Annotated in this window: 10 protein-coding genes; 5 read left to right on the top strand and 5 right to left on the bottom strand. The window is 53.7% G+C overall.

Annotation, left to right across the window (positions count from 1 at the left end):
• Nucleotides 1-96: 96 nt before the first annotated feature.
• Together KP708_RS11380 and KP708_RS11385 are read left to right on the top strand one after the other, a co-directional pair.
• Entirely contained in the window at nt 97-399 is a 303-nt protein-coding gene (locus tag KP708_RS11380) for a hypothetical protein (RefSeq protein ID WP_215748756.1), read from the top strand.
• The gene (locus KP708_RS11385; protein ID WP_215748755.1) at nt 396-1,979 is read left to right on the top strand and encodes a PepSY-associated TM helix domain-containing protein; all 1,584 of its coding nucleotides are present in this window, start codon (nt 396-398) and stop codon (nt 1,977-1,979) included. Before KP708_RS11380 ends, KP708_RS11385 begins: the two co-directional genes overlap by 4 nt.
• A 12-nt stretch (nt 1,980-1,991) precedes the next feature.
• On the opposite strand, the gene KP708_RS11390 is transcribed toward KP708_RS11385, so the two are convergent.
• The gene (locus tag KP708_RS11390; RefSeq protein ID WP_202206712.1) at nt 1,992-4,256 is read right to left on the bottom strand and encodes a TonB-dependent receptor; all 2,265 of its coding nucleotides are present in this window, start codon (nt 4,254-4,256) and stop codon (nt 1,992-1,994) included.
• A 32-nt stretch (nt 4,257-4,288) separates the two neighbouring features.
• Nucleotides 4,289-5,665 carry an Nramp family divalent metal transporter gene (locus KP708_RS11395; protein ID WP_215748754.1) on the bottom strand — a complete coding sequence of 459 codons (1,377 nt, stop codon included), beginning with the start codon at nt 5,663-5,665 and terminating at the stop codon, nt 4,289-4,291.
• Nucleotides 5,666-5,827: 162 nt separating this feature from the next.
• Here KP708_RS11395 and mntR point away from each other — a divergent pair, with 162 nt between their 5' ends.
• Nucleotides 5,828-6,316 (top strand): manganese-binding transcriptional regulator MntR, encoded by a 489-nt coding sequence (mntR, locus tag KP708_RS11400; protein WP_202206714.1) that lies wholly within the window; start codon nt 5,828-5,830, stop codon nt 6,314-6,316.
• A gap of 4 nt (nt 6,317-6,320) precedes the next feature.
• Here the strand turns inward: mntR and KP708_RS11405 are convergent, their stop codons facing one another.
• The 3 genes from KP708_RS11405 to KP708_RS11415 form a co-directional block, all read right to left on the bottom strand.
• Nucleotides 6,321-6,629: a hypothetical protein gene (locus KP708_RS11405; RefSeq protein ID WP_215748753.1), complete on the bottom strand. Its 309-nt coding sequence runs from the start codon at nt 6,627-6,629 to the stop codon at nt 6,321-6,323.
• 326 nt (nt 6,630-6,955) lie between these two features.
• Nucleotides 6,956-9,319, bottom strand: a complete 2,364-nt coding sequence (locus KP708_RS11410; RefSeq protein ID WP_215748752.1) for a membrane-bound PQQ-dependent dehydrogenase, glucose/quinate/shikimate family — start codon at nt 9,317-9,319, stop codon at nt 6,956-6,958.
• Nucleotides 9,320-9,613: 294 nt separating this feature from the next.
• Entirely contained in the window at nt 9,614-10,432 is an 819-nt protein-coding gene (locus KP708_RS11415) for a DeoR/GlpR family DNA-binding transcription regulator (RefSeq protein ID WP_202206717.1), read from the bottom strand.
• A 268-nt stretch (nt 10,433-10,700) separates the two neighbouring features.
• Between KP708_RS11415 and KP708_RS11420 the strand changes: the two genes are divergently transcribed.
• Nucleotides 10,701-12,293: an FGGY-family carbohydrate kinase gene (locus tag KP708_RS11420; protein WP_215748751.1), complete on the top strand. Its 1,593-nt coding sequence runs from the start codon at nt 10,701-10,703 to the stop codon at nt 12,291-12,293.
• Nucleotides 12,290-13,999 carry a glycerol-3-phosphate dehydrogenase/oxidase gene (locus KP708_RS16045; RefSeq protein ID WP_215748750.1) on the top strand — a complete coding sequence of 570 codons (1,710 nt, stop codon included), beginning with the start codon at nt 12,290-12,292 and terminating at the stop codon, nt 13,997-13,999. The genes KP708_RS11420 and KP708_RS16045 overlap by 4 nt, the downstream gene beginning before the upstream one ends.
• Nucleotides 14,000-14,001 lie beyond the last annotated feature (2 nt).

The following is a 14,001-nucleotide window of genomic DNA, read 5'->3' on the forward strand; positions in this document are numbered from 1 at the left end:
GGGAAGCGGAATGGCAATTTGTGAGTTTCTGACACTTCTTATGACTGTCTGGTCCTTAGTGCCTCTGGCCGCTGCTGTGTGGCGAAAGAAAGTGTCATGACAACAGCTCCTGGAAGGCTGACAAGCCGAAACTGGTTTCCAAAAGCGAGCGCAGGCCTTGTTCTCGGGCTGACGCTTTCTTGTGCTCTGATGGGTATTCTCGGGCTGATATCACATGTTGATGGGCAGCCTCGTGCAGTTGGTTCGCAGTTCCTGATGTGGCTCATAGTGCCAGTCTGGACAGGAATTCTTGGGACCTGTTTTCTATTTCAGTCAGGTTGGCGTGCCTGGGGTATGCTCGGTCTGGCAAATGCGGTGCTCTGGGCCATTTATATGGGTGTGCGGAGTATGGTATCGTGAAAATCCGCTCTGATATCGTCCGGATGTATCGCGAGATCCATAGTTGGGTCGGAATTGTCTGCGGGCTTTTTCTGTTTGTCGCATTTTATGCTGGATCAGTAACAATGTTTGAGCGGCCCTTACAGGATTGGGCCTCTGCACCAGTTGCCTTGCCGCCGCCCGTTGCACTGGAAAAAATGCCTGCACTTCTGGAGAAGACGTTTTCTGCGCATCCGGAGGCGCGACGCAATTACACGATTGTTCTGCACCCGACCGCGTCTCAGCCTGCGTCACTGGTCTGGGGAATGCCAGAAAGAATGCACGGCCCATCTTTTGCTAATTTTTCAGCACTTGCAGCAGACGGCTCTCTGGTAACGGTGCGTAAAGAGCCATCTCAGGCTGCATATTTCATCAATGTTCTGCATCAGCAGGTTGGGCTTTCGATGCCTCATAAAGCCGGGCGGCTTTTCATGGGGGTTATCGCGCTGCTGTATGCTGTTGCTCTGATTTCAGGAACACTCGTTGTTATTCCTGGGCTTATCAAAAACCTGTTTGCAATTCGCCTCGGTCAGAACGTCAAGAGAATGTGGTTGGATATGCACAGTATGCTGGGCCTGTTTTCCCTGCCGTTTCATATCATCATGGCGCTGACTTCTGTAGTCTTCGCATTTCATGACGAGATTTACATGGCTGAACAGGCGCTCTTGATACAACCTCAGGCGCAGCATGTTGCGTTAGGTTCCGGGCGCGGGCAGCATTCTCATAATGGGTCAGAAGATTTTCGGATACCTCTCGATCCGGCTCAGATTGTCAGAACTGTTGCCTTGCAGGCGCCGGGATTTATTCCTGAAACGCTGGCTTATAGTAACAGTCATGGTAGCCGCCTCGCTCTGAGAATAACGGGCCGTGATCCGCGATATGGTGCACGTGGGGCCGGTGGCGGATTTGCTGGCGTAGATCCCTATAGCGGCAAGCTTGTATCAACAGAATATATGCCCGGCCATCAGAGTTGGGCCCAGTCGGTTCTGACGTCATTCTTCGTTCTGCATTTTGGAAGTTTTGGCGGACAGGGTGTTCGCTGGGGGTACGTTCTCCTCGGACTTGGAGGCGCGTTTATGTTCTATGCCGGAAACCAGCTCTGGGTAGTGTCCCGCAGACGTCGTGAGCGTGGAACCGGACGTCTGGACGATACGAGATCAACACGGATTCTGTGCGCGCTGACGATCGGGTGTTCGCTCGGATGCGTAGCAGGTGTATCGGCTGTGTTGTGTGTTGCGCCTTTGCTTCCGGCGAGCGGCCAGATGACGATCGTGCAGGCTCTCTATTTTGCGATTTTTCTGCTGTGTATTGGGATAGCGTTCTGGCTCAAGGAACGAGAAGCTATTCGCGTGCTTCTGGCATTTTCCGCAATTCTGACATGGATGATGCCGCTTTCTGCATTTGTGGTGACACCATTCTTCTCCATGCAGGCTTCGGCATTGGCTGTAGATGGGTTCGCCATTCTTTATGGCGCATTCCTGATGCTCTGGGCTGTGCGCCCGGAAGCCGGTCAACCTGTTCTGCGTCGCAAGTCTTTCTCCTCAGGCCCAGAGCGGGCCTGAGAAAGAACGTTTTCAGAAGTCGGACACAATAGAGAAATATGTGCCCCGTCGTTGTCCGTACTGAGCCTGATAAATGCCAACGCCGCTACCGTCTCGAAGCTGGTAGCGCTTGTCGAACAGGTTAACCACATCGGCACGGACCTTGAGGTCATGACCCAGTGGGACGCGGGTGAACGTATATTGATACCCGATATTGAAAATGTCGTACTGGGGCTGTTTTTCCAGATTGGCAAAGCCACTTCGCAGTCCATAGCCATACAGGAAATCTACATAAGCCAGATGATGCTTGGTGGAATAGGACGCGCCTGCGCTGGCTGTATATTGTCCTTGATGGTCAAGTTGGATGGCATGTGCGCGGATGTAGCTCAGTTCTTCCGGATCGAACTGGTATTCCGCTGAATTAATCTCGCGTGCTGCCGTTTTCACGAAAGAGAAATTGCCGAACAGCGACCAGGGGCCTCGTCTCCAGGAGCTGCCAAACTCCGCGCCATAGACGTGGCCACGGCGATAGCTGAAGGGAGCGAGAATAACCGCGCGACCGAACTGCCCAAGATCCGTGAGGTTATGTGCCCACTTGCTGTAGGCATCGACTGTAATCTGCAACTCGGGCGTAATGTGTTGCAGGATACCAGCATCCACGTAGTTGGATGTTTCAACCTTTGTTGGCGTATCTGTCAGGTTGGCTGCTGCATTGGTGGTGCCAGCAAAGCGCGCCAGGGTGGACGGATAGACATATTGCGGAGAAGGCGGCGCGAAGAACCGCGAATAGCCGATATGTAAGGTAGTGCTTCGGAATGGCTTCCACACCAGATTAGCGCGAGGACTGAGCTGCCCTTCATTTCCGAAAGACGAGGCAAACCGATCATAGCGGATGCCATAGTTGAAGGTGAGCTTCCGTGTAATGCGGTACTCATCCTGTACGTAAGCGCCTGCCTCGACGGACCAGTTGCCTGTATTGTCAATCAGGCGGAGGGGGGTGGACGATGTCTGTTGGCCGTCTTCGCCCACTGGGAAGGCAAGGGAGTTGGTATCGAGGCGCTCGGATGTGTATTGGCCCAGAAGACCGGCTCGAAGAGTATGGTGCGGAGCGATGTCGTACGACAAATCAAACTGCGCGCCTCCGGTGGTGAAGTCGTTCACTTCATGTTCGGCCACCCCTTGAAAAATAAGGTCCCGCGCTGGATCTGGCGTATAATCGATGCGGCCGTAACGGAAATACGGTGAAAGCTGAAGGTTCAGTTTGTCCGCGCTGTGTTGGTATGACACGACGGCGTAATAATTCTGCTCTGTCTGGCTGTCATCCAGAAAGCGCGATTGAACGGAAGGGTGTGACCAGTCAGTGCCTTCAAGCTGGTAGATTGGTTGCAGGCCCGTCGTATTAGGGAGTTCAAAGTCGGCGTAAGATGCGCTTGTCAGGAGCGAGATACGGTCGTTGTCATTCAGCTTCCACGAAAAATAGCCAAATGCTTTTTCCTGCTGTGTCGTATCATGCGTAGCCCGGAAGGACGCTGTTGGGTTCTCGATGCCGATATTATTTCTGTTCATCGAAAGCGTTGTAAAATACTCGAAGCGTCCCTTTGAACCGCCCAATTGTAAGGACGGTGCAAAAGTATTGTAGCTGCCGCCATAGAGTGAAAGCTGGTTGTTTTTCAGGGTGGACCCGCTCTTTGTGTGAACGTCTACGATCCCTGCCGTCCGGAAGCCAAACTGGGCGGGAAGTGTTCCGGTCAGAAGGTCAACAGACTGGATAATGCGTGTATCCAGTTCCTGTCCGAAACCATTCAGACCTTCCGGAAGCAGGACGCCATTCACCCGGTACGTCAGGCCGCCATGTTCGCCTCGGACATGAACTTCTCCGTAGCTGTCCTGCACGACGCCGGGCATTCTGAGCATGATCTGGCTGAACGAAGCATTCTGCCCTTGAGGGGTTGCCTGAATCTGTCGCTGGTCAATGCCGTAAGAGACTGCGCCAAGACTGGGGAAAATGCGTCCACGTGCCTGGTCCAGATGTCCCATGACCGTGACGTGCTCAGCTGACTTTCCTTCAGTCTGAGCGCGTTGCTCCTCGGTTTTTTTTGCGGCTTTTTTCTGATGTGCGGTCGATGGTGATGTATCAGCAGCAAAGACATCCGCACCCAGGAGGCCGGTGAGGAGTGTTGTTCCTGCGATTGCAACCCGAAAAGGCGCAACTGAAATTCTGGATTTTGCGATATGCTCTTTAATATAGCATTTGCTATGTCGTGGAGCGATTTTAGAACGCAAAAATGCTGTTGCCATGGCTGGTTTTCAATCTTGTCAGGAGGTGGCGTTCAGCCCACCAGAGTGTCGTACAGAAGTTTGAAGTTCAGGATGAGGATAAGACCTGCGACGATCCATGAGAGGGTAGTCATGAAGCGGCTGATGGTGAATTCACCCATTTTGCGACGATCAGAAACGAACATCACCAAGGGAATAACTGCGAAAGGAAGCTGAAGGGACAGGATGATCTGACTGGCCATCAACAAGGCTCCCACACCATGGCTTCCATAGAGGACAGTCACCACGGCCACGGGAATGATCGCCAAACCGCGGGTCAACAGTCGTCTTGCCCAGTGTGGGATATGAAGGCGCAGGAAGCCTTCCATAATAATCTGGCCTGCCAGCGTTCCGGTAACGGTGGAGTTTGTTCCGGCTGCCAGCAGGGCCAGTGCGAAAAGCGTGGAAGCTATGCCAAGGCCAAGAATAGGGGAGAGAAGATGATAGGCGTCTTCGATCTCGGCAACGTTCTGATGGCCTGTTTCGTGGAAGGCAGCCGCGGCTACAATAAGAATGGCTGCATTGATGAACAGTGCGAGCATCAAGGCAATTGTGCTGTCCCAGGTTGCCCAGCGAATGGCATCCCGACGCCCCACGGGCGTCCGGTCATAGGCGCGTGTCTGAACGATTGAGGAATGCAGATAAAGGTTATGCGGCATAACCGTAGCGCCAATGATGCCAATGGCGATGTAAAGCATTCCCGGCGTTGTTACGATTTCCGGCGCTGGAATAAGACCTTTGAGAATTGCCGCAACAGGAGGGGCTGCCGCAACTAACTGCACCCCAAAACACACGGCAATGATCGACAGCAGGCCGATGACGAATGCTTCCAGATAACGGAAGCCGCGCCCCATTAGAAGCAGAACCACAAAGGCATCCAGAATGGAAAGGAGTGCTCCGCCCAGAAGCGGCAGGCCGAAGAGCAGTTGCAGCGCAACTGCCGTTCCGATCACTTCAGCCAGATCGCATGCGATAATTGCCAGTTCGCAGGCCAGCCAAAGGACGATGTTTAATGCAGGGTTGAAATGATCGCGGCATGCCTGCGCCAGATCCCGTCCTGTAGCGATGCCCAGCCGCGCGGCCAGAGCTTGTAGAAGGATAGCCATCAGGTTGGACAGCATGATGACGCATAGCAGCGTATATCCGTATTGCGCGCCACCTTGCAGATCGGTCGCCCAGTTCCCCGGGTCCATATATCCAACCGAAACCATGTAGCCAGGGCCTACAAAAGCAAGAAAACGCTTTAGCCACGTTGTGCTTCCGTCAGGCACCCGAACGCTCGAAAAAACCTCAGGCAGGCTTGGTCGTTCCGCATCGTCATGGCGCGAAAAACGCCAAGCAGATTTGGTCTGAGGCTTCTGAGTGGGGGCGTTGGAGTGCTGGCTGTACATGAGAATGCTATTCAATCGTGGAACGGAAAAATATGCAACATGCTATATTCATGAACGTTGTCTTTATTTTTTTGCGAGAAGGCTTAGGTCGGTGGCCTATGGAATTAATGGGAGGAATGTTTTATTCCGACGGGAATAATTGACTGAGTGGTTATCTTGAGAATGGAACAGAAGAAAAAACGACAAAAATCTCTGGTGGATATGCAGCTCCACTCAGAAGGGTTCAGGGCGAACCGGGCTGCCAGGCAAAAGGTTCTGGTGGAAGATTATGTCGAACTGATTTCTGATCTTCTGGCTGAGGGGCAGGAGGCGCGGCAGGTGGATATCGCCGGGCGTCTGGGCGTTTCTCAGCCTACGGTGGCTAAAATGCTAGCGCGTCTGTCAGCGGAGGGGCTGGTTACGCAAAAGCCTTACCGTGGGGTTTTTCTGACGGACACAGGGGAGCAGATGGCCCACAAGGCGCGTCACCGGCACGGAATTGTGGAAGCGTTTTTATTGGCTTTAGGGGTTAGTGAGGAAAACGCCCGGATCGATGCTGAAGGTATTGAGCATTATGTTGGGCCGGAGACCCTGTCAGCTTTTGAGGTTGCTCTCAAAGGCGGGCTGGCACAGTTCACTGCAAAGGTGTCTCAGGACCGGCGGCGCAACTGAGTACTCAGTTGCGCTGGCGTCGTGCGAAATGACAGGTCGATGCGAAGCGGCAGACGGAGCAGACAACGGTGATGGACGGATCCTCATTGAACAGGCAGTCCTCGGACCGCTCCATTGCGTAACCCTTTGGGGGAGGGTTCTTCTGAAAGGTTTCCACAATCTGGTGCATCCAGAGCTTTAGTCGCTCAGGGATGTGCTCATGATGATCGAGCCACCATTCCACATCACTCTGCGGGCGATCAATCTGGGTTGCCAGATCCGCGGGTGTCCATCTCGTGACACTCAGGAAGTCGTTTAACGTTATGCTGCACATATCAGCATCTCCTGTGTCTCGAAGAAGATCTGACAGTGTCGTACGCGGAGTTTGTGTTTTTCGTCAATATATCGTTAATTTCACTCCTGAAGGATGTGTTATTTTTTGAAACGTATTGTTGGAAAATACCTCACCGGGCGATAAAGCACCGCTTTTGGGTGCAATACCTGCGGGCGGTACGGAGCCATAAGGGTTTCTATAGAGAAATGAGTCTCAGGGCTTTGCATGGTTGTCATGCAAGACTGTAACTTTGATATTTCTCGGGCGGATTGTGTTCGCGATTTCGTGAAGAGATTGCGGGCTCTGGGCCCGCAATCTGCCCCGCCTTATTCTGAAGGCAGGGCATAGGCGATAACATAATCGCCACGATTCTTGTTGACGCCTGAGCGAGTGAGGCCACCTGCTGTGACAACAACGTATTGTTTGCCAGTCTTGTCAGAGACGTAGCTCATTGGAGCGGCCTGAGATGCGACAGGAAGGCGTGCTTTCCAGACAACCTCGCCAGTATCCGTATTGATCGCGCGGATATAATTGTCGAGCGTTCCTGCGAAGAATACCAGGCCGGTGCGGGTTGCCAATGGACCGCTCATTGTGGGCATGCCAAGGGGAATCTGCACCCCCGGGACAAAACCGTGAATTGGCATGTCCTGGATTGTTCCGAGAGGCATGCTCCATTTTACCTTGCCGCTTCGCAGGTCAATGGCGTTCATGGTGCCATAAGGTGGCTTACCGCACGGTAGGCCGAGTGGTGAGAAGAACATCGAGCGCACGACGCCCCATGGTGTGCCCTTTTGTTCGGAATATTCACCCTCAGCAGACGGCTTGAGGCCAATCCTGCGGGCTTCATCCTGTTTGATGAATTTTGCCCACTGAATCATGCGGATATCATTGACGAGAAGTGTTCCGGTGCTTTCGTCCACGGCGCCTCCGCCCCAGTTAATGCCACCGTAATAGCCAGGATAAATGATGCTGGCCTGCTTCTCATTGACAGGGGTGAACTCGCCTTCATAGCGATAGGACGCGAACTGCACCCGGCAAAGAAGCTGATCGAAAATGGTGCCGCCCCACATGTCGCTCGCTTTCAGGCGCTCGGCTCCAATGGATACGGCTGAGTAGGGCTGTTCCGGTGCCAGATACTGCCCCGCTGGCGCTCCATCCTGTGGGACCTTGCGCATTTCTACTGGAAGGATCGGTGTTCCATCGCGGCGATCCAGAACAAAGATCTGTCCGCGTTTGGTCATGGCAATGATTGCGGGGCGTGTGCCTCCGTGGCCGTCTGGAATATCATAAAGAATGGGTTGGGCAGTGGCGTCATAATCTACGAGATCGTGGTTTGCTGTGCGGAAGTGCCAGCGTTCCACGCCGGTTTTTGCATCCACGGCCACGAAGGCGTCATTATATTCATCCGAAGCCTTGCTTCGGTCGCCGCCCCAGAAATCAGGTGTCTGATTGCCAAGTGGAAAGAAAACAAGATCCAGTTTCGGGTCGTAGCTTGCCGTACCCCATAGATTGGGTGTTTCGGCAGGGTAGATTTCTCCTTCTGCCAGCGGTGTGGTGCCACGATGAGGATTGGTCGCATCCCAGGCCCAGACTTGTGCGCCTGTGCGAACGTCATATCCGCGAACGACGCCTGAGGGTTCGCCAGTGCGTTCATTGTCGGCGATGCGGCCACCAACGACAACAATATCGCCAGCGACGAGGGGTGCGGCTGTTGGATAATAAGATCCGGGGGCGGTAGGACCTAGGCCGGTCAGGAGATTAACGGCGCCATTGGAGCCAAAGCTGTCGCAGGCCTTGCCCGTGCGGGCATCAATGGTGATGAGACGAGCGTCAATGGTTGTCAGGACAATGCGAGACGTACAGGGGGCATTTTCATCTGATGCGGTACTGTCGTGCCAGTATCCAACGCCACGGCAGCGCTGCCAGACCTTCGTCTGGGCGTGCGGGTCAAACTTCCATTTTTCGGTGCCTGTATCAGGGTCAATGGCAGAGACAATGTTGTGTGGAGAGCAGATATAAACAGTGTCTCCAATCTTGATGGGGGTGCCCTGAAATTCCGCGCCATTGATGGCCATGTCGCCGGTACGATATGTCCAGGCAACGTTCAGTTTGCTGACATTTTCTCGATTGATCTGGGTGAAGCTGGCGTAGCGGGTTCCGGACGTTGTGCGCCCGTATGCTGGCCAGTCATGTTCTGTCTGATCAGGAGCCGTAGCTGCTGCAGTTTCTTGTGAAGATGTTGGATCGGTGGGGGCAATGGTTGGGTGGACGCGGAACATGCCCGCGATGAAGGCAAGAATGACAACGCCGAGGCCGCTGGCGGCAAGACCGGTTGTTGTGCGTGTAAAAAATTTTCTTCCTGGTCCACTGAGCCAAGGGGCCATGAGGATGGCCACGAGGGCCACGAAAAGAAACACGATCAGCCGAGAGAAGCTCGGCCAGAAAGCAAAACCGACTTCACTGATAGACCATAGAAGTGTTGCGGCCAGAAGGCCCAGCGCGATCCACGTGGACAGGATATTCCTGCGAAACATGTAAAAACTGCAAACGGCTAGAGCGATCCCGGAGAGGGCGTAAAACCAGGATCCACCGAAGGCAATGAGGCGACCACCCTCGTAAATCAGAAAAGCAGCCATCAATGCGCCCAATGCTGCAATGATGCTGGAAAGAGTTTGCGGAAGCCGCGTCATGAAAAGGAGCCTCCTGCATATGGAAGGCTGGATTTCATGAATAGACTGTTGGGCAAAGAGTTTGTTGGAACCCTTTGCCAGAGAGGGGCAAGGCTGATGTATATCATGCTGAAAATCCTTCGATCAGGACTGATCAGCATGATGAGTGGCACACTTATCGCGATGTTATATATAACATCGATGTGATGCTATGTATCTACTTCAATCAAGATTATATCAGTTTCTGCGTGATATATTTTGTATAATTCGTCGTGGGTTTGTTATTTGTTGCTCTACTCACTGAGCGTTAGACTGTCAGCCGCATATTTCGACGTTGATACCGTCGTGCGTGAGGGCCTTGCGAATGGCGGGCTTTAGTTGTGAGTCTGTCAGAACAACGTCGAAATCGCTTAATGCGGCCAGTCGGTGAAGGCCACCCTTGCGGAACTTTGTGCTGTCAACAAGAAGGACGGTCTGGTCCGCAATCTGCATTAGTGCCTGTTTGACTTTCACGACGTCCTGATCGTTCTGAAATGCCGTTTCGTTGTGAATGATGGACGTGGACAGAAACATCGTATTGGCGCGGAGTGATTTTGCTGCCTGTTCGCACACGAGACCAAAAAAGGCATTTCTTGGCTGGTTGTAGTCACCGCCAAGGCAAATGAGTTTCAGGTTGGGGTAGGGGGAAAGTGCCTGAATAACGCCCACAGCATTTGTGATGATGGTCAAGGGGGCTAGCGCTGGCAGCAGGGGCAGCATAGCTGCGACTGTCGTGGAATCGTCCAGGACAAGAATTTGCTCAGGCGTAATCATCGAAATAGCCCGCTGAATGATCGACTCTTTCAGATCGGGCGCGCGTGACTTTCGAAAATTGACGGTTTTCTGAGTGACGACGCGATTCTTGAGAACAATACTGCCGTGCAGCTTATCGATCAGTCCTTGGGCGGCCAGCGCGTGAGCATCACGGTGAATTGTCATTCTGCTGACGTCAAAACGCTCAGACAGATTCTCGATTGTGGCACTTCCTGTCTCTAGAAGGACGTCGAGGATCTGCTGCTGACGGGCACTGTTGTCCCTGCGTTTGCTGAGAAGGACGGCGGGGGAGGTAGCTGGAACGCCCGAACCATCAGTCATCTGTCAAAAAGATCCTTGTCATCGGGTAAGGCCAATTATGGCATCGCGACATCTACATACCAGCGCTGACCAAATTTGTAATGTTCTGATCTGCTCTGCGGTGTGCTTTTCACGGGAATTATCACACAAAGATTCTTGACGCTGGAAAAGTGATATTTATCACATTGACGGCAGCATGATAACACTTATATCACCTGATAATAACATTTATGGTGTTATCGGTTGAGCGATTTGCTAAGGCCGATTGCAAGAGTGTCCGGAGGGCGAAATGCGCCAGGATTTCACGATCGGGATCGATTGCGGTTCTACCACGACGAAGGCTGTCATCTTCTCGAAGACAGGTGGAATTGTAGGGACCGGCCGTCGTCGTGTTCCCCAGCATATGGACGAACCGCGTCACGTTGAGCGGGATATGCATGAAGCGTGGCAGGCTGTTGTGGAAGCCGTCCAGGAAGCCTTGGACGTTTCCGGGCTGAGCGGGGATGATATTGCTGGCGTTGGGGTGACTGCACACGGTGACGGACTTTTTGTTCTTGACCGCTCAAGACATCCATTGGGTCGAGGGATCATGTCGCTCGACAGTCGGGCCACGGAGATTCATGACGAATGGAAGCAGGAAGGCCGATTGGAGAAGATCGTCCCCATTGCAGGGCAGCGTCCTTACCCCTATTCCGCCACGACCCTGCTGGCGTGGATGAAGCGCCATCAACCAGATCGTTATCAAGCCATTGGCACTGTCTTTTTTGCCAAGGACTGGATCCGCCTTTGTCTGACAGGGGAAATTGCGACAGATCTGACAGAGGCCAGCACATCTTTCACGGATCTTTACACACAGGACTATAGCGATAGCATCCTTGATGTGTTGGATCTGCGTGAAATCCGCGGTGCGCTCCCTAAAATGCTACTGTCCTGTGACCAGGGTGGAACGATCACGGCAGAAGCTGCTCGTGCGACTGGCCTACGCGAAGGAACGCCCGTTGCTGTCGGGTTGCATGATGTGACGGCGGCGGCTGTAGGGTCAGGTTACACACGACCAGGTGATCTTTCGATCACGGCGGGCACTTTTTCTATCAATGAAATTTTCCGCAGTCGGCCTGTCATAGGTGATGGCTGGTCCTGCCGCGCAGGCTATCGTCGCGGGTTGTGGAACTGCATGGCTATTTCGCCCGCGTCGTCCAGCAATCTGGAATGGCTCGCGCGTATGCTTCTTCCAGAGGAAAAAGAGGCCGCTCAAGTTCTCACAAAGGAAGTTGAGGCGAAGCTTGGGCGTTCTCGCGGCGAACGACCGATACCGCTGTATCATCCGTTTCTTTTCGGATCACCTTATGAGGCACCGGCAAGTGCATCGCTGTTCGGGGTGCAGTCCTGGCATGATCGAGCGGATCTGTTTCAGGCGATGATTGAAGGGACAATCTTTAACCATCGCGAGCATGTTGAAACCCTGCGTCAGACAGGTGCTGTGCATCGCCTTGGTGTGTCAGGCGGGGGCAGTAGCCAAGCATCTATTGCTCAGATGTTTGCGGATATTCTCAATATGCCCGTCGAAATCTCCAGCGTTCGGGAGGCTGGAGCCTTGGGCGCGGCTCTGACGGCAAGTGTGGCTGTCGGGCTTTATGGAGATCTTGAGGAGGCGGTGGCCGCTCAGGAAATTCCGATGAATATTTATCAGCCGGATCCCGCTCGCGCACGAATCTATGAGGCTATTTATCGCCGATATGTCGCATTGACGTTGGCGATGAAGCCCTTCTGGTCCGGTCTGTACGAGGCCGGTAGCGAAGTCAGCGGCGAACCGGAAACTTCCGTGGGACCGGTCATGAATTATGCGCTCTCAGCCGAAATCGCGAAGGAAATGCATTCGTGAAGACACTTTCAGCCGTGCCAGATAATGCCGAATTTGATGTCGTCATTATTGGGGCGGGCATTAATGGCGCTGGCCTGTTTCGTGAACTGGCTCTTCAGGGCGTGAAGACGCTCATTCTGGATCGAAGCGACATCTGTACAGGGGCATCCTGTGCACCCTCCCGCTTAATCCATGGTGGGATCAAGTATCTGGAAACGGGCGAGTTCAAGCTTGTGGCGCAATCGACGTTGGAGCGAAATCTGCTCCTGCGGAATGCACCGCATTTCGTTCGGCCATTGCCGACTGTTCTACCAATCCGCACCTGGCTTGGCGGAATTGTCACATCATTTCGTCGCTTCCTGAACCTGGGCGGCAAAATGACGGATCGTGGGGCACTGGTTCTGGAAGTCGGACTTCAGATCTACGATTTCCTAGGACGCCGTGCTCGCGTCATGCCACGACATTCCCTGTCTCTTAGCCAGAAAACGCGCCGTGAATGGCCGCATATGGCTAAGGATGTTGTGGCAACAGCACAGTATTACGATGCTGCGATCACGCAGCCTGAACGCCTTGGATATGAGTGCGTGCAGGATGCACTGGAAACGGCTCCGAACTGTGAGGCTGTAACCTATGTTGTTCCAGAGTCCTTTCAGGGCGAACAGCTTGTCTTGCGAGATGTGCTCACCGACGAGGTGCGAACAGTAAAAACACGTGTTCTGGTTAATGCGGGTGGCGCTTGGATTGATCAGATCAATAAGATCCTGGGTCATCCAACGAAATATATTGGCGGCACAAAAGGGTCTCATCTGCTGTTGAAGCATGATGACCTGCTCCGGGAACTGAAAGGCCGGATGGTCTATTTCGGGACGCCGGATGGACGGATCTGTCTCGCATATCCGTTTTTTGGGCATGTCCTGGTTGGATCTACCGATATCCGGATCGACGATCCGGACAAGGCTGTCTGTACGGACGAAGAGCAGGATTACATGCTACGGATGCTGGCTGATCTCTTCCCCGGCTTCCATATCGGAAGCGAGCAGGTCACCTACCGTTATAGCGGCGTTCGTCCGCTACCGGCCACCAATGCGGCCGATCCATCTGCGATCAGTCGCGATCACATCGTTCATGAAGACAGGCTGGGTGCAACGCCTGTTCTGTCCCTCGTGGGTGGAAAATGGACGACTTTCCGCGGGCTAGGCGAAGAAGTCGCGGATCGTGTACTGGCTCTGCTGGGGCATCCGCGAAGCACGTCAACACAGGAACTGGCCATCGGCGGCGGCCGTGGTTTCCCTGATGCGGATCAGCATACCGCCTATCTGGACAGGTTTGCGACGTCTTTTGGGCTACCGCGCCCGCGTGCGTCCGTGCTGCTCGACCGATACGGAACGCTAGCCAGAAAGATCGCAGCATTTTGTCAGGAGGTGGCAGACGCCCCTCTGCGAACGCTCCCGTCCTACACCCGTCGTGAATTGATGTTCATTGCTGAAAATGAACTGGTTCGGCGTCTGTCGGACGTTCTCTACCGTCGCTCGACAATTGCACTCAGTGGCGCCATGACGCCGGCAGTCGTGCAGGAGGTTGCAAACATCATTGGAGGAACGCTGGGCTGGGACGAGCGGGAAGCCGCCCGTCAGGCTCAGGATGCCTGGAGAGAAGGGCAGGAACGCCACAATCTCCGCGATCAATTTCCCCTGTCATCTGAACCCCTTGAAACTCTGAAAGCTTGAGC

The sequence above is a fragment of the Gluconobacter sp. P5H9_a genome, from assembly GCF_018812085.1.
Lineage (GTDB): Bacteria > Pseudomonadota > Alphaproteobacteria > Acetobacterales > Acetobacteraceae > Gluconobacter.